Origin of the sequence: Salinicola aestuarinus (genome assembly GCF_003206645.1) — a bacterium.
Classification (GTDB): Bacteria; Pseudomonadota; Gammaproteobacteria; order Pseudomonadales; family Halomonadaceae; genus Salinicola; species Salinicola aestuarinus.
The window spans coordinates 552,237-568,738 of the sequence record NZ_PZJP01000008.1 but is presented as its reverse complement, the minus strand read 5'-3'; the positions used below and the strand labels follow the sequence as shown (position 1 = coordinate 568,738).

15 protein-coding genes are annotated in these 16,502 nt (G+C 63.8%); 10 read left to right on the top strand and 5 right to left on the bottom strand.

The window, feature by feature from the left end; genetic code table 11:
- Positions 1–43: 43 nt before the first annotated feature.
- Positions 44–1,114: a family 8 glycosyl hydrolase gene (locus DOM41_RS14545; RefSeq protein WP_157956941.1), complete on the top strand. Its 1,071-nt coding sequence runs from the start codon at positions 44–46 to the stop codon at positions 1,112–1,114.
- A gap of 239 nt (positions 1,115–1,353) precedes the next feature.
- On the opposite strand, the gene DOM41_RS14540 is transcribed toward DOM41_RS14545, so the two are convergent.
- Positions 1,354–2,757, bottom strand: coding sequence for a mechanosensitive ion channel family protein (locus tag DOM41_RS14540; protein WP_110687560.1), 1,404 nt, complete (start codon positions 2,755–2,757; stop codon positions 1,354–1,356).
- 420 nt (positions 2,758–3,177) lie between these two features.
- Between DOM41_RS14540 and grxD the strand changes: the two genes are divergently transcribed.
- On the top strand, positions 3,178–3,522 hold the full coding sequence (gene grxD, locus DOM41_RS14535) for a Grx4 family monothiol glutaredoxin (RefSeq protein ID WP_110687559.1): 345 nt from the start codon (positions 3,178–3,180) through the stop codon (positions 3,520–3,522).
- Positions 3,523–3,681: 159 nt separating this feature from the next.
- Here the strand turns inward: grxD and rnt are convergent, their stop codons facing one another.
- Complete coding sequence (gene rnt / locus DOM41_RS14530; RefSeq protein WP_110687558.1) at positions 3,682–4,347, bottom strand: ribonuclease T; 666 nt, start codon at positions 4,345–4,347, stop codon at positions 3,682–3,684.
- Between the two features lie 193 nt (positions 4,348–4,540).
- Between rnt and DOM41_RS14525 the strand changes: the two genes are divergently transcribed.
- The 5 genes from DOM41_RS14525 to DOM41_RS14505 all read left to right on the top strand — a co-directional run bounded on the left by DOM41_RS14525 (position 4,541) and on the right by DOM41_RS14505 (position 8,666).
- Positions 4,541–5,761 carry an argininosuccinate synthase gene (locus DOM41_RS14525; RefSeq protein ID WP_110687557.1) on the top strand — a complete coding sequence of 407 codons (1,221 nt, stop codon included), beginning with the start codon at positions 4,541–4,543 and terminating at the stop codon, positions 5,759–5,761.
- A gap of 35 nt (positions 5,762–5,796) precedes the next feature.
- Positions 5,797–6,117 (top strand): HlyU family transcriptional regulator, encoded by a 321-nt coding sequence (locus DOM41_RS14520; RefSeq protein WP_110687556.1) that lies wholly within the window; start codon positions 5,797–5,799, stop codon positions 6,115–6,117.
- A 71-nt stretch (positions 6,118–6,188) separates the two neighbouring features.
- Positions 6,189–7,268 (top strand): tRNA-queuosine alpha-mannosyltransferase domain-containing protein, encoded by a 1,080-nt coding sequence (locus DOM41_RS14515; RefSeq protein WP_110687555.1) that lies wholly within the window; start codon positions 6,189–6,191, stop codon positions 7,266–7,268.
- A gap of 79 nt (positions 7,269–7,347) precedes the next feature.
- A complete protein-coding gene (locus tag DOM41_RS14510) occupies positions 7,348–8,010 on the top strand; it encodes a glutathione S-transferase family protein (RefSeq protein WP_110687554.1) in 663 nt (220 codons plus the stop codon).
- Positions 8,011–8,159: 149 nt separating this feature from the next.
- Positions 8,160–8,666, top strand: a complete 507-nt coding sequence (locus tag DOM41_RS14505; protein WP_110687553.1) for a DUF1161 domain-containing protein — start codon at positions 8,160–8,162, stop codon at positions 8,664–8,666.
- Between the two features lie 129 nt (positions 8,667–8,795).
- Here DOM41_RS14505 and nth read toward each other — a convergent pair whose 3' ends face one another.
- The 3 genes from nth to metG form a co-directional block, all read right to left on the bottom strand.
- Complete coding sequence (nth, locus tag DOM41_RS14500; protein WP_110687552.1) at positions 8,796–9,434, bottom strand: endonuclease III; 639 nt, start codon at positions 9,432–9,434, stop codon at positions 8,796–8,798.
- Complete coding sequence (locus tag DOM41_RS14495) at positions 9,431–10,444, bottom strand: RnfABCDGE type electron transport complex subunit B (RefSeq protein WP_110687551.1); 1,014 nt, start codon at positions 10,442–10,444, stop codon at positions 9,431–9,433. The genes nth and DOM41_RS14495 overlap by 4 nt, the downstream gene beginning before the upstream one ends.
- Before the next feature lie 310 nt (positions 10,445–10,754).
- On the bottom strand, positions 10,755–12,839 hold the full coding sequence (gene metG / locus DOM41_RS14490) for a methionine--tRNA ligase (protein WP_110687550.1): 2,085 nt from the start codon (positions 12,837–12,839) through the stop codon (positions 10,755–10,757).
- A 260-nt stretch (positions 12,840–13,099) separates the two neighbouring features.
- On the opposite strand from metG, the gene DOM41_RS14485 reads away from it, so the two are divergent.
- From DOM41_RS14485 to DOM41_RS14480, 3 genes are all read left to right on the top strand, one after another.
- The gene (locus tag DOM41_RS14485; RefSeq protein WP_110687549.1) at positions 13,100–13,522 is read left to right on the top strand and encodes a DoxX family protein; all 423 of its coding nucleotides are present in this window, start codon (positions 13,100–13,102) and stop codon (positions 13,520–13,522) included.
- Between the two features lie 245 nt (positions 13,523–13,767).
- The gene (locus DOM41_RS17540) at positions 13,768–13,908 is read left to right on the top strand and encodes a hypothetical protein (RefSeq protein WP_157956940.1); all 141 of its coding nucleotides are present in this window, start codon (positions 13,768–13,770) and stop codon (positions 13,906–13,908) included.
- Complete coding sequence (locus tag DOM41_RS14480) at positions 13,905–16,316, top strand: DNA polymerase II (RefSeq protein ID WP_245391857.1); 2,412 nt, start codon at positions 13,905–13,907, stop codon at positions 16,314–16,316. Before DOM41_RS17540 ends, DOM41_RS14480 begins: the two co-directional genes overlap by 4 nt.
- The last annotated feature ends 186 nt before the right edge of the window (positions 16,317–16,502 follow it).

Sequence of the window (16,502 nt, the reverse complement as noted above, 5' to 3'; positions counted from 1 at the left end):
AGGCGGACGGATAATCGCGTTGAGAGGCGCGTTGAGAGGCGCGTTGAAACTAGCGCTGACGCCGGTATCGGCAGGACGATCGGCTGCCCGATGGGTGGTGCTGGTGGGCTTGTTGATGCCGCTGGGAGTCGTCGTGATGCCGACACCGTCCAGCGCGTTTGCCGGTCCCGATGATCCCGGCTGGCAGCGCTATCAGCAGCGTTTCGTGCTGGCGGAAGGCCGCATCATCGATACGGCCAACGCTGACGTGAGCCATACCGAAGGCCAGGGATGGGGCATGTTTCTGGCGGTGCAGTTCGGCGATCAGGGCACGTTCGACCGTCTCTGGCAGTGGACCGAGGCCCACCTGGCGAGATCGGATGTCGACCTGTTCGCTTGGCGCTACGATCCCGGCACGACGCCCCACGTCGCTGACGACAACAATGCCACCGACGGCGACCTGTTCATGGCCTGGGCTTTGCAACTGGCCGCCGATCGCTGGGAGGACCGCCGATACGCGGCGCGTTCCGAGTCCATCCGCGAGTCCATCCGGGATCACTTGATCGTCAACGTCGGCGGGTATGACGTCCTGCTGCCGGGGTTGCAGGGTTTTCGTCACGACGGCTTCGCCGACATCAACCTGTCGTACTGGGTCATTCCCGCGCTGCGGGACTTTGCCGCGCGCTATCCCGATGAGCCCTGGCAAGCCGTCATCGACAGTGGTCACCAGCTTCTGGAAAGAGCGCAGTTCGGCCCGAAGGGGCTTCCCGCCGACTGGCTACGGCTGCAACGCTCCGGGGAGCTGACACCGGCATTGGAATGGCCTACGCGCTTTGGTTTCGAGAACGTCCGCACACCGCTTTACTTTACCTGGGGCGGTCTGCGCGGTGTCGATACGCTGGAGAAGATTGCCCGGTTCTGGGATCAGCCGGCCCCCCCGGCCTGGATCGATGTGAGGTCGGGAGAGACGGCGAGTTACCCGCTCTCGCAGGGTGGCCTGGCGATCAATGCACTCCTCAGCGGCCGTCCCTGGGCCATCGCGAAGATTCCCGCCGCCGAAGAGAATTACTATTCGGCCACGCTGCTGTTGTTGGCCCGGGTGGCCGCCAGTCAGTTGAGTTTGGGGGCCCGATAGCCGAACCGTCCCCGCCACGGGGGCGGCGAGCGTCGGCAAGGCTCGAGCAGCCACTGTCGCCCGTGATCCCTACACCCAGCGACGATGCCGGCCATGAGCGCCACTTTACGAAGATGCCCGAAAGCGCCTCCTGGCATGCCAGCGCCCCATTGACAGCGGCCAGCACTCCCGAAGATGACATCGCACGCGTCCATGAGGCGTGCCGTCTGGACCGCGGGGCCTGATCGGGTGTCGAGCGGCTACGCGGCGGGACGGGCGTTGTTGCCGAGGGGCGCCGCGGGCGTGACGCCGCTCGGCGGCGCCGAAGATGCCGATAGCGGGGGCTGAGGGGTATTGCCACCGTTCGGCTGCGGCATATCCAGGCGTACGGTCGGCAGGTATTGGGGATAGTGCCTGCAGATGAAATCGATCAGGCCTTCTCGGATTTCGCAGCGCAGATCGAAGGTGTTGGGTCCGCCGCTGCTGCTGATCAGCACTCGCATCTGCTTGTTGCGCTCGGTCATCTCCAGCATTTGAACCTTGCACACCCGGCCGGTCCAGAAGGGGGAGGCCTCGGCGATTCGCTGACACTCGGCGCGCAGGGGCTCCATCGGCAGGTGATAGTCGGCGTACAGGATCACCACGCCGATCAGATCCTTGTCGCGTCGGGTCCAGTTCTCGAACGGATGATCCACGAAGTAGGTGATCGGCAGCACGACTCGGCGCCAATCCCAGGTACGCACGACGGCGTAGGTCAGCGTCAACTCTTCCACCCAGCCCCACTCGCCCTCGACGATAACCGAGTCATTCAACTGGATCGGTTGGGTCAGCGCGATCTGAATACCGGCGATCAGATTGCCCAGTACCTTCTGGGCCGAGAAGCCGAGGACCACCCCCAGAATCCCGGCCGATGCCAGAATGCTGGCGCCGAGCTGGCGAACCTTTTCGAACACCATCAGCATCGACGCGAGCGCGAGCATGATGATGACGAAGTTGATGAGCTTTCGCAGCACCGTGATCTGGGTATGGACCTTGCGCGCCACAGCGTCTTCATCATCGAAACGATAGCGTTCGCTGAGCGCACGCTCGCTGATGTTGATGCCGTGGATCAGCACGGCGGCGATGCTGCCAATCAGGATCAGACTGGTGAGATTGTGCAGTGCCGCATCCAGACTTGCCGAGGTGATGAACACGGGAAAGATCGAAAACAGCACGAAGATCGGGATCAGGGCTGCGATGCAGCGCGCCATGAACGGCACCAGAAACCGTTCCAGGATCGAGGTCCGGGAGTCTCCCCAGCGGTCCATGGTGGTGACCAGACGGCGTGCCAGACGGATCAGCAGCCACACACCCAGCAGCGCGGCGAAAAAGTGCGCCACGGTCATGATCAGCGCGTGTCCCTCGACTTCTGGAGGGATCAAGAAGTGCGCCGCGCCAAAGATCCCGTAGGTCCACAAGACGCCCACCAGCGGCGGATGGACGGCCTGCGCCGTGGTGCTGAGCAGATGAAGGCGACTGTCATTGAGCGGCAGAAGACGGAAATGGACGTACTTGAGCAGTGCATGCGCAAGCACCGTGGCCCCGATGATCACCGCTGCCGTGATCCAGAACGGCAGAGCGTCGAGCCAACCCGCTATCGTCGCGTTGATAACCGATGCATTCATGGATGAGCCTGATTGTTAGTGTTGTCGACTGCCTCTCAGCGTAGGCGCTTTCGCTACCCCTTTTGTCGACGTGCCTCGTTTTCATGCCGAGTGCGCCCGCGTCTCGAGAGATCGGTGCCGTCCCGCCGTCGGGTTCGTCTGTGCTCGATGGTGGGTGGGCTGGCCAAGCGGTGTGTCATCACGCACGACCTTGATGCGGCGCCGCCAGAGCCATGGGATCCATTCGCCGCCACGTGAGGGGGCAGGGGGCCTCTTCGCCGGTCTGAGCCTGTCGGGCGCGTTTTGGGCCGCTTAGCCAGTGCGGTCAGGCTCAGGGGTGTATTCGCGCGGTCTCATCAGTAGAATGAGGGCACGGACATTTCATTTTTCGCGCGCACGCGAGGGGGTCGAGTCGATGCCCTTCCCGTCAAAGGACGTCACATGAGCGATACCATCGAAACGATCAAGCAGCAGATCGGCGAAAACACGATCCTGCTGTACATGAAGGGCACACCGCAGCTGCCGCAGTGCGGTTTCTCGGCCCAGGCCGTGCAGGCGCTGATGGCTTGCGGCGAGCGTTTCGCCTTCGTCAACATTCTCGACAACCCGGATATCCGTACCGAGCTGCCGAAATACGCCAGCTGGCCGACGTTTCCGCAGCTGTGGATCAACGGCGAGCTGGTCGGCGGCTGCGATATCATCGTCGAGATGTACCAGAGCGGTGAACTCGAGCCGATGATCAAGGAAGCGGTGGCCAACGCCTCCGAGACTTCCAGCGAAAGCTGAGCGAGGCCAGCAGTCCCGCTGCGAAGCAGAACGCCCCGTCCGAAGCATCGGACGGGGCGTTGTCGTTTTTGGCGGGTCGTCTCTGGTAGAGCGTCTGGCGCGACGATCGTCCTCGCGGGGCCGTCGTCAGCCAGGAGAAAGGCACGACCGAAAGTCGTGTCAGGGCTCGTCGAAACCCTGTTCTTTCATCGCCAGATTCCAGCCGCCCAGATCCTTGAAGCGGTTGACGATGGCGCAGAAGAGCTCCGCGGTGCGCTCGGTGTCGTAGCGGGCGGAGTGAGCCGAGGCGTTATCGAACTCGATGCCGGCGGCCTGGCAGGCGCGGGCGAGCACGGTCTGACCGTAGACCAGCGCGGACAGCGTGGCGGTATCGAAGCTCGAGAACGGGTGGAAGGGGTTGCGCTTGATCCCGCAGCGGTTAATCGCCGCATTGAGGAAGCCCTGATCGAAGGAGGCGTTGTGCCCGACGAGAATCGCACGGGTGCAGCCGTGGGACTTGAGCGTCTTGCGGACCGGTTTGAAAATGCCGTCGAGCGCTTCCTTCTCGGTGACGGCGATCTCGCGCCGAAACGCGCTGTCGAGATCGATACCGGTGAACTCCAGGGCGGCCTTTTCCACATTGGCGCCCTCGAAGGGCGTGATGTGAAAGGTGATCGTCTCCAGCGGCAGCAGATTGCCCTGGTCATCGATCGTCAGCGGCACGGCGGCGATCTCCAGCAGCGCATCCGTGGCCGCGTTGAAGCCCCCGGTCTCGATATCGATCACCACTGGGAGATACCCGCGAAAACGTTGCGCCATCAGCTCCTTAGTGCTGGCGTCCGACATGCAATAACTCCCATTCCCTGATGATCAGTAGCGGCTGGCCGCAAAGCTTCGAGAGTCTAGCAAATTCGTGCCGAGGCGTCGTGTCAGTCGGTGTTATGCAGGTGGCGACGGCGGTATACTCAAACGTTCGACGATCGACCGCTCAGCGGTCATTTACTGTTAAGAGCCGACGCATCACCCAAGGAGTTGCTGCATGTCCGATATCAAGAAGGTCGTCCTCGCCTACTCCGGCGGCCTCGACACTTCCGTGATCGTGAAGTGGCTGCAAGAGACCTATGGCTGCGAAGTGGTCACCTTTACCGCCGATATCGGTCAGGGCGAAGAGGTGGAACCCGCACGTGCCAAGGCGCAGGCACTCGGGGTCAAGGAGATCTACATCGAAGACCTGCGCGAAGAGTTCGTTCGCGACTACGTCTACCCGATGTTCCGCGCCAATACGATCTATGAGGGCGAGTATCTGCTTGGCACCTCCATCGCTCGCCCGCTGATCGCCAAGCGGCTGATCGAGATTGCCAACGAGACCGGCGCGGACGCGATCTCTCACGGCGCGACCGGCAAGGGGAACGATCAGGTCCGCTTCGAGCTGGGTGCCTATGCGCTCAAGCCGGGGGTCAAGGTCATCGCACCGTGGCGTGAGTGGGATCTCAACTCCCGCGAGAAGTTGATGAACTACTGCGAAGAGCACGAGATCCCGGTGGACTTCTCCAAGAACAAGAAGAAGTCGCCGTACTCGATGGACGCCAACCTGCTGCATATCTCCTACGAGGGCGGTGTTCTCGAGGATCCGTGGACCGAAGCAGAAGAAGAGATGTGGCGCTGGAGTGTCTCTCCGGAAGCGGCTCCGGACGCACCGACCTACATCGAATTGACCTTCGAGAAGGGTGACATCGTCGCCATCGACGGTGAGGCGCTCAAGCCCCACGAAGTGCTGTCGCGGCTGAACCAGGTGGGCGGTGACAACGGCATCGGCCGTCTCGACATCGTCGAGAACCGCTACGTCGGCATGAAGTCTCGTGGCTGCTACGAGACCCCGGGCGGCACCATCATGCTGCGTGCGCGTCGCGCCATCGAGTCGATCACGCTCGACCGCGAAGCGGCGCACCTCAAAGACGAGCTGATGCCCAAGTATGCCAAGGTCATCTACAACGGCTACTGGTGGAGCCCGGAACGCCGTATGCTCCAGGCGGCGATCGACGAGACTCAGACCTACGTCAACGGTGTCGTGCGCCTCAAGCTCTACAAGGGCAATGCCATCGTCGTGGGTCGTCAGTCGGAACAATCGCTGTTCGATGAGTCGATCGCGACCTTCGAAGACGACGCCGGTGCCTACGACCAGAAGGATGCCGAAGGCTTCATCAAGCTCAACGCACTGCGCCTGCGTATCGCCGCCGGCAAGGGGCGCTCGGCTGACTGATCGTCGTTTCTTACGCGGTTCAAGGGAGGAAAGGGATGCTGCAGAAATTGTTTGCTCGACTGTTCGGTGCCGGTGACGCCAGCGATCGCGGTGGCCGCTCGGCGAAGCCCTCGAAAGCGTACGAGCCGGTCGAGTACAAGGGCTTTCTGATCGTTCCCGATCCGCAGGAGGCGAACGGCCAGTATCGCGTCAGCGGCTGGATTCGAAAGCCTCAGAACGAGGGCGAGACACGCGAGCGGCGCTTCGAGCGATCTGACGTGGTGCCTGGCGAAGAGGCTTGCGTGGAACTGACCGTGAGCAAGAGTCAGCGCTATATCGACGATCTCGGCGACGACCTTTTCGACCAGTCGCACTGAGCGCATCGCGCGCTCCGCCACCAGAGACGGCGCCCACCCGGGCGCCGTTTTTACGTTCAGGAATCCCCCTCATGAAAGCGCTGCTGCTATCCGCCTATGACGCCGTCAGTCATCGCGTGTGGGCCGACGGCTTGGTCGAAGCGTTTCCCGGCATCGAATGGACACGCCTGGCACTTCCGCCGCGACACTTCTCCTGGCGGATTCGCGCCAATCCGCTGCTCTGGCATCTCGACGCCGAGGAGGCGCTTGATCAGCCATTCGATCTGGTTGTCGCCACCTCGATGGTCGATCTGGCGACGCTGCTCGGGCTGCACCCCTCACTTGCCGGCGCCCACAAGGTGGTCTACTTCCACGAAAACCAGTTCGCCTTTCCGCGCTCGGAGAAGCAGATGCCTCGTCCGGAGCCGGCGATGGTCAATCTCTACTCGGCACTCGCTGCCGATACGGTCATCTTCAATAGCCGCTACAACCGCGACAGCTTCTTTTCCGGCGTCTCGGCGTTTCTCGCGAGAATGCCGGACAGACCGAAGATTGGCCCGAGACTCGAACGCCTGTCCGCCGTCGCCGAGGTGCTGCCGGTGCCATTGTCGGATGGCGCCGCAGACGCCGACTCGCAGAGAGTCACCTCGGCAGTCAGGCCGCGCGCGGGACGCCGGATCGTGTGGAACCATCGCTGGGAGTATGACAAGAATCCGGAAGACTTCTTCTCCGCGCTCGCCCTGCTCATCGAGTGGGAGGTGGCCTTCGAAGTCGTGGTGATGGGCCAGCAGTTTCGCGACAGCCCCGAGGTGTTCGACGCGGCCAGAAGCTGGCTCGGCGACCGCGTGCTCTGCTGGGGCGAACAGTCGCCGGTGGCCTACCGGGAATGGCTCGCCAGTGCGGATATTGTCGTGTCGACCACGCATCACGAGTTTCAGGGGCTTGCGATCATGGAGGCGGTGGCACTCGGCTGCGTGCCGCTGGTGCCGGATCGGCTCTGCTTCCCGGATTACTACGCCGGTGCCTACCGCTACCCGGGGGACGTCGAGAGCCTGGCGACAAGGCTCGCCGGATGGCTGGAAGACCCGGCATCGCGCCCGGCACCGCCGGATGCCGATCAATGGCGCTGGCCCATGTGGCGCCAGCGCTATCGCGAAGTGCTGGCGATCTGACAGCGCTTGCCGCCAGTGGCGCCGCTGGGGATAACCCCCTATCGTTGATTCATCACTCATCGAGGACAGGCGCCACGACATGATCGTCGTACACCATCTGGAGAATTCCCGCTCACAGCGAATCGTCTGGCTGCTCGAAGAGCTCGCCGTCGACTACGAAATCCGAACCTATCCGCGGGACCCCAAGACGCAACTGGCGCCGGCGGCGCTGAAGCAGGTGCATCCGCTCGGCAAGTCTCCCGTGTTGACCGACGACGACCACACGGTGGCGGAGTCGGGGGCGATCATCGAATACCTCATCGCGCGTCACGACGGTCAGTGGCTGGTGCCTCCCGTCGGCACACCGCAGTGGGTGCGCTATCTGCACTGGCTACATTACGCCGAGGGCTCCGCCATGCCTCTGTTGGTGATGCGGCTGGTGATGTCGAGGCTGGGCAGGAAACCGGTACCGATGGTGCTTCGGCCCGCCGGAAAGATGCTCGAGCAGGGCGTGAGACAGCAATATCTGAACCCGCAGCTCAAGACGAATCTGGACTACTGGGAGAGCGAGCTTGGCCACCACACCTGGTTCGCCGGAGAGCAGTTCACCGCGGCCGACATCCAGATGAGCTTCGTTTTGCTGGCCTGCGAAAGAGGCGGTGAATTGGCGAGCCGGCCCAACGCAAGGCGGTTTCTCGACCAGGTCCGCGAGCGTCCTGCCTATCAGCGTACCGTGGCCAGGATCGGCGAGTTCGCGCTTTAGACAGCGTACCGTCGGGACCCGGCGGGTCACGGCAGCACGTCGAGTCGATGACGGTGACAGGGCGCGGGAGACGGCTTGCGCCGACACCGCACCAGTCCAACAGGCCGGGGATTTCCGGCGAACGATGTCGTTAGGGACGAGGTGACACCATGAAAGGATTGTCGGTGAGGACGGTAGTGGTGGCGAGTCTGAGCGCGCTGTGGCTGTCATCGAGTGTCACCTGGGCGCAGAGTTCGTCGCCGCAGTCCGGAACGCGGCTCGCCTGCGAGCGCTTGAAAGCGCAGATCGATCAGACCATTCGCGACAATGGCGCCCGGCACTTTCTGTTGGCGGTCGTCGACAACGCTCAGGTCGACGGCGGTATGGTCCGAGAGGGAGAGGCGTATGCCGGTGCCGAGGTGGTCGGCAGCTGCGACGGCGGCACGCGGAAGGTGGTCTACAACCGACAGGGCCCCACGCAGATGAGTGCCCCCGGTACCGCGTCGTCCCCGGAAGCCGCGGAGGCGGAAGAGAGTCCGGCGACGCGCGCTGACGCCGACAACGCCAGCGAGGTAACGACCTACGACTCGGCCGAGGATGATTCGTCTGCGGACGCGGACGGTCAGCCGTCAGAGGAGCGGGTGCAAGACTCGTTCGAGCCCGAGACTTCCCCTTGATCTTGGCAACGCGCTTGAGGCACGAGTGATCCGACAGGCGTCAGCGAGTTCAGGCTCGGCACATTCGTCGCGCCGTCAGCGCTGTCGCTCTCCCGCGTCGTCACGCCATTCGCCCAACCGAGACCGGCGCTAGCCGATCTCGACCTTTTCAGGGTACTCGCAGAGATCCTCGATCACGCAGCTTCCGCAGCGCGGCTTGCGAGCCAGGCAGGTGTAGCGCCCGTGCAGGATGAGCCAGTGGTGGGCATCCTTGAGATAGGCCTTGGGAACGTGGCGCATCAGCTTGTTCTCGACCTCGGTGACGTTCTTTCCGGGGGCGATGCGTGTGCGATTGGACACGCGAAAGATGTGCGTATCCACGGCCATCGTCAGTTCCCCAAAGGCCGTGTTGAGGACGACATTGGCCGTCTTGCGTCCTACGCCGGGCAGCGACTCCAGGCCTTCTCGCGTTCTGGGGATGTCGCCGTCGAACGCCGTCACCAGGCGGTGACACGTTTTCATCAGGTTGTCGGCCTTGGTGTTGTAGAGGCCGATGGTCTTGATGTTTTCCTTGAGTCCGTCGATGCCCAGATCGAGGATCGCCTGCGGCGTATTGGCCACGGGGAAGAGTCTTGCCGTCGCCTTGTTGACGCCGACGTCGGTTGCCTGCGCTGACAGCAGAACCGCGGCGAGCAGCTCGAACGGCGTGTTCCAATTCAACTCGGTGGTGGGCTCTGGGTTGTGCGCCTTGAGTCGCGCGAATATCTGCTGACGCTTGTCCGCGTTCATGATGACGCTCCCTGTGGGCCCGAGTCTCCCCCCGGCGTTTCGCCGGCACGCGCCAGCAGCCGTTGGGCGTCGGCAATCTGCGCTTCGGCCCTCGCCATGCCCGCGTTGTCGTGCTGACGCCGAAAATGCGCGAGCTGCTGGCGTGCCTTGCGCAGCGCTTCACGTGCGGCCGAGGCGGCAAGATGGCTACCGCGGCTGTTCGATGGTGTCTCGTCCGACGGCGTCGCGAGCTGACCGTCGAGTGCCTCGAGCTCGCTGCCCAGCGCTTTACGTCTCGCCTCGAGTGGCGCTCGCTCGCCCGCTGTCGCCTTGGCCATCTGGCGATCGAGTTTCGCAACCCGCGCCTTGAGTGTGGCTCGGCGTGCCTTGAGCGCGGTGTGATCGACCGGCGTCTCGGCGGTTTTCCCGGCGTCGTCGACCGCGGTCTCCGACGCTTGGGCTTCTGGCTTCGCGCGATAGGCGGCCATTCGGCGTTCCCGGCGGCGTCGCTTCTCCTCGGCCAGATGTGCCAGCCGACGTTGGCGCGCGTCGAATCGTTGCCGCCCGTTGACGGCGCGCTGCTGCAGATAACGGTCCTGCGCCGTTTCATTGGCGGCTTGGGTCCACATCGGGTGTTCGATCAGGTCGATACAGTCGACGGGGCAGGGCGCAACGCAGAGCTCGCAGCCGGTGCACTCGGACTCGATGACGCTGTGCATCTGTTTGGCGGCGCCGACAATGGCGTCCACCGGGCAGGCCTGAATGCACTTGGTGCAGCCGATGCATTCGGCTTCACGAATGACCGCGAGCAACGGCGTCTGAGCCGGTTCGATCAGCTCGAGGGGCGGCTGGCCGGTGAGCGCGGCCAGTCGGTCGCGGGTCGCTTCGCCGCCTGGCGGGCACCGGTTGATCGCCTCGCCGTCGACGATCGCCTCAGCGTAGGGCCGGCAACCCGCGTGGCCGCATTTGCCGCACTGCGTCTGGGGTAGCTCGGCATCGATGCGTTCGACGGGGATTTCGGCGAGTGACAACGTAGGCTCCGGGGGTGGGAAAAGGCGGCATTATAGCGCCTCGCCGGGAGCGCTTCGAGATGGTGCGTATTTCCCAACAGGGGGGACTGACTGGCAAGGTGGCAGGTTGACAGAGGGACGGGCTGGCAAGGTGACAGGCTGACATGAGGACGGGCTGGCCATGGTGTCTCGCGCCGACCGACACTCGGGAGCGCGACTGGATGACGCTGATCCGCACCCCTGGTGTGGATTCGCCTTCCCTGGACGCCAGCCTGGACGCCAGCGCGCCCCCCGTAAGGCGCGCGCTGGCGGTCACCGGGCGGAGCCGAGGTCAGGTCACTCGCTGACCCGGTTTGGCACCGCTATCCGGCGAGAGCAGGTAGATACCCTCGTCGTCACCGGCGGCGAGCACCATGCCCTCCGAGACACCAAAGCGCATCTTGCGCGGCGCCAGGTTGGCAACCATGACGGTCAGTCGCCCCGTGAGTGCCTCGGGGGCGTACTGGGCACGGATGCCGGAAAAGACCGTACGGGTCCCGCTGCCGATATCGAGCGTCAGCTTCAACAGCTTCTTGGCGCCCTCGACGTATTCGGCCTGCGCGATGCGCGCGATGCGCAGATCGACCTTCGCGAAGTCGTCGATGGTGATCTCCGGCGCAATGGGGTCGATGGCGTCGGCCGGCGCTTGCTGTTCGCCATCGCCCGGTGCGCTGGTGGCATCACTCTGCGCGGCCTTGGCGTCGTCCTTGAGCTTTTTCTCGACGGCCAGGTCCTCCTTGGAGGCCTCGATCATTTGATCGATCTTGTCACTATCGATGCGGGTCATTAGCGGCTTGAATTTCTCGATCGCGTGATCGGTCAGCACGGTGGTGCGGCTGGCCCAGTTCAAGGTCTCGAGATTGAGGAAGGCGCGCGACCCTTCGGCAAGCCGCGGAACGATGGGGGCGAGATAGACCACCAGCTGGCGGAAGAGATTGATGCCCACCGAGCAGATATCCAGTACCTCCTGCTCGCGGCCTTCCTCTTTTGCCAGCGCCCAGGGCGCCTTCTCGGCAATATAGCCGTTGGCCTCGTCGGCGAGGGCCATGATGCGCCGCACCGCGCGGGCGAATTCTCGTGCCTCGAAATCCGCCGCGATCGCTTCGCCTTCATCGATAAAGCGCTGCACCCGCTCGGGCTCCGCGCAGGTCGAGGACAGGTGGCCGCCGGCTTTCTTCACAAAGCCCGCGCAGCGGCTGGCGATGTTGACGACCTTGCCGACCAGGTCCGAATTGACGCGGGCGGCGAAGTCCTCGAGGTTCAAGTCGAGATCATCAACGCCAGCGGTCAGCTTGGCCGCGAAGTAGTAGCGCAGGTACTCGGGGTTGAGGAACTGCTCGTAGGTTTCGGCCTTGATGAAGGTGCCGCGGGATTTCGACATCTTGGCGCCGTTGACGGTCACGAACCCGTGGCAGTTGACGCCCGTGGGCGTTCTCAGGCCGGCGCCATCGAGCATCGCCGGCCAGAACAGCGCGTGGAAATAGACGATGTCCTTGCCGATGAAGTGATAGAGCTCGGCTTCACTGTCCTGTTTCCAGTAGTGATCGAAGTCGATGCCCTCGCGCTCGCAGAGCTGTTGGAAGCTCGCCATGTAGCCGATCGGCGCATCCACCCAGACGTAGAAATACTTGCCTGGCGCATCGGGAATTTCGAAGCCGAAGTAGGGCGCATCGCGGGAGATGTCCCAGTCATTGAGACCGGCCTCGAACCACTCCTGCAGCTTGTTGGAGATCTGCGGCTGAAGACGATCGGATCGGGTCCAATCCTTCAAGAACGGCTCGAACTTGGGCAGCTCGAAGAAGTAATGGGTCGAGCTCTTGACCACTGGCGTGGCGCCGGAAACCGCCGAGACCGGGTCGATCAGCTCGGCCGGCGTGTAGGTCGCCCCGCAGGCCTCGCAGTTGTCGCCGTACTGGTCTTCGGTGTGGCACTTGGGGCAGGTGCCCTTGACGAAACGGTCGGCCAGGAACATCCCGCGCTCGGGGTCATACATCTGCTCGACGTCGCGGGTGGCGATATAGCCGCCGTCACGCAGGGCGCGATAGATGCGCTCGCTGTGCTGGCGGTTCTCTTCCGAGTGGGTCGAGTAATAGTTGTCAAAAGCCACGCCAAAACGGGCGAAGTCAGCCTGATGCTCGGCGTTGACGCGGTCGATCAGCTGCTGGGAGGTGATGCCTTCCTGCTCGGCGCGCAGCATGATGGCGGTACCGTGGGCATCGTCCGCGCAGACATAGTGGCACTCATGGCCGCGGCTTTTCTGGAAGCGCACCCAGATATCGGTCTGAATGTATTCCAGCAGGTGGCCCAGATGAATCGAGCCGTTGGCGTAGGGCAGGGCACTGGTAACCAGAATCTGGCGCTTGGCGTTGTTCGACATGGTGACGGCGTAATTCCCGTGACGAACCCGCGGGCGCCGGTATCGACCGCGCCACGGGGTGGATAGACTGAAAACGTGGCCGAGGATTGTAGCATCGATGAACGGGAGGCGTTGAACGTGGGCCTGGGCGTCGTGTCGGTTCGTCGATCGGGCTTCGACGGGTAGACGTCACGGCGCGTCGCGTGAGCGCGATGGGGCATGGCCTATGCGAATGTCGACGGTAGCGTGCGGGTTCTCAATCGTGTCGAAAAGGGGTTTCCATGAATGCAGCGCTTGTCTTGCGGGATTCACCCAGTCGATGGCGTCTCGCCGCCATCGCCTTCGTCTTTGCCTGGTTCTCGCTGGGGGGCATCGCTCACTTCGTCTTTACCGAGGCCATGGTCAGCATCGTGCCGGTGGGCTTGCCGTGGCGCCATGAGGCGGTCTGGATCAGCGGCGCCTTCGAACTGCTCGGTGCGGCGGGCCTGTTGATGCCAAGCAAGCGCCCGCTGGCGGGGGTCGGGTTGATCGTACTGACGCTCTGCGTCACCCCCGCCAATGTGACCATGTGGCTCCATGCCGAGCGCTACGCCACCCTCCCCGAGTGGCTACTGCTGGCGCGGTTGCCATTTCAACTGGTGCTTCTGGCGCTCATCACCTTTGCGGCGGGTCTGGTGCCTGAACGGCGGCGGGTGTCGACGTGACCGGTGGGTGCTGTCTTTCCTGGGGAATGTTCCCCGTGACGTCTTGCATGAGGCATCTTCCATGAGGCGTCTCCCATGAGGCGTCGAAGCATTCCTGGCCGCTTTGACTGTCAGTGCAACCGAGAATGTCGATGCAACGAGAGCCCCTCAGCGTAGGAAGCCGTCAGTGGCGTCAGGCCAGAGCGTTACATCGCGCGCTTGCCTTTGCTCCTCACTGTCAAGGTCGAGCCACTCGAGGTGACCCAATGGGCCTGACGCGCTGCCATGGCGGCACGATGCCGGATGGCGGCTCTTATGGCCGCCCGCCCGCGGCGGCGGCCGGTGACGTCGGCGACACCGTTCGCGACAATCTGGAGATCGAGACACTGAGAGCGCCCGACCCGTGAGCACCGACCTCGACACGCAAGAATCGATCGAGGGCTTCATCCTGACGCGCCACTGGCGCGAGACGCCGACCGGTACCGAGGTGTCGTTCTGGCTGGCCACCGACAAGGGTCCGAAGCGAATAGTGCTGGCGCCGCAGCGCTCGGTGGTATTCGTCCCCGCCGAGCAGCGCGAGCGCATCGAAGCGTTACTCCGCGGGGAGCGCGAGGTCGAGCTCAAACCGCTGGACCTGGTGGATTTTCGCCATCGCCCGGTGCTCGGCCTCTACTGTCACCATCAGCGCCAGCTCCAGACGCTCGAGCGGCGTCTGAGCGAGGCGGGGATCGAGGTCATGGAGGCGGATATCCGTCCGCCGGAGCGCTACCTGATGGAGCGCTTCATTACGGCGGCTGTCGTCGCGACGGGCCGTCTCGATGCCAACGGTGCGCTGTCTGGCGCCGAGCTCAAGCCCGCCGCTGGCTACCGGCCTGGCCTCTCGCTCTGCTCGCTGGACATCGAAACCAGCGAGCGCGGCGAGCTGTACTCGATCGGATTGCACGGCTGCGGTGAGCGCACCGTCTACATGCTCGGTCCACCTGCGGGTGAGGGAAGTGCGGCGGATCGAGCACGCGATTTCGAGCTGGTCTACTGTGCCTCTCGCGCCGATCTCCTGCGCGCACTGAACGCCTGGTTCGCTCGCTTCGACCCGGATGCGGTCATTGGCTGGAGCGTGATCTCGTTCGACCTGCGAAAGCTCGAGCAGCACGCCGAGCGCTGGGGCGTGGCGCTGACGCTGGGGCGTGGCGGTGCGCCGATGAACTGGCGTCAAGGTGCCAAGGGGGAACGCCTGGTGACGATCCCGGGGCGGCTGGCGATCGACGGTATCGAGGCGCTGAAATCCGCGACCTGGAATTTTCCCTCGTTCAGCCTGGAGAGCGTGGCCCAGACGCTGCTGGGGGAGGGCAAGGCGATCGACAATCCCTACCAGCGGATGGAAGACATCAATCGCATGTTCGCCGAGGACAAGCCGGCGCTGGCGCGTTACAACCTCAAGGATTGCGAGCTGGTCACGCGGATCTTCTCGCATACCGGCATTCTCGCCTTCCTGCTCGAGAGGGCGAGCGTCAACGGTCTGGCAGCGGATCGGCATGGCGGCTCCGTCGCGGCGTTTTCGCACCTCTATCTGCCGCGGCTCCATCGTCTGGGGTTCGTCGCGCCCGCCCGCGGCAGCGACTCTCAGGAAGAGAGCCCGGGCGGGTATGTAATGGACTCACGCCCGGGGCTCTACGGCCATGTCCTGGTGCTCGATTTCAAGAGCCTTTACCCCTCGATCATTCGGACCTTTCTGATCGACCCGGCGGGATTGGTGGAGGGGCTTGCCCACCCCGATGATACCCACAGCGTGCCTGGGTTTCTGGGCGCCCGCTTCTCGCGAACCCGACATGCGCTGCCGGGGATCGTCGCTGACGTCGGCGACGGGAGAGAATCCGCCAAGCGCGAGGGCAACGCGCCGCTGGCCCAGGCGCTCAAGATCATCATGAACGCCTTCTATGGCGTACTCGGCGTCAAGGGGTGTCGCTTCTTCGATCCGCGGCTGACCTCCTCGATCACGCTGCGCGGTCACGAGATCATGCAGCGCACGCGCGCGCTGATCGAAATTCGAGGATATACCGTTATCTACGGCGACACCGACTCGTTATTCGTCTCGCTCGACGCGGCGTCAGCGTCACCGAGTGCCGCGGCCGAGGGACCGACATCCGCCGAGATCGGTCGAGAGCTGGTGGAGGGCGTCAACCGCTGGTGGCGCGAGCATCTGGCCGCAACGCTGGGCCTCGAGAGCGCACTGGAGCTGCAGTTCGAGACACTGTTCGAGCGGTTTCTGATGCCGCGAATTCGCGGCGCGGAAGCGGGTAGCAAGAAGCGTTATGCGGGGCAGGTTCGGGAAGCCGACGGCGAGACACGACTGGTGTTCAAGGGGCTGGAGTCAGTGCGCACCGACTGGTCGCCGCTGGCGGGCCGGTTCCAGCGCGAACTCTACCGGCGTATCTTTGCCGGCGAACCCTACCGTGATTACGTCCGCGATCTCGTCCGCGCCACTCTGGCCGGCGAGTACGACGACGAGCTCATCTATCGCAAGCGGTTACGGCGCAAGCTCGACGACTATCAGCGCAACGTGCCGCCACATGTCCGCGCCGCACGCCTCGCCGATGCGCATAACCGGGAGCTCGGTCGGCCACTCCAGTATCAACGCGGTGGCTGGATTCGCTACGTAATCACTCTTGCCGGGCCCGAACCGCTGGAAGTGCGTCGCTCGCCGATCGACTACCAGCACTACGTCACGCGTCAGCTGGAGCCGGTCGCAGACGGCATTCTGCCCTTCGTGAACGACGACTTCTCGCGGCTGGTCGATCGACAGCTGGGGCTTTTCTAGTCTGGCCGCCAGGCGTGACCGCTCCGCCGTGGCCGGGAGGCGTCGATGTCGCGGCGTGTCGTTAACTCGCGCGCCGACACGGTGCGGTGCCAGTTAGCTGCTAGGCTGGTTTGACGTGTCGACGGTGCGGGCGTGCGTCCGGAGCCTAGGGGCGGCTCCCCGACAGTCGTGATCGAACCAGGAGGA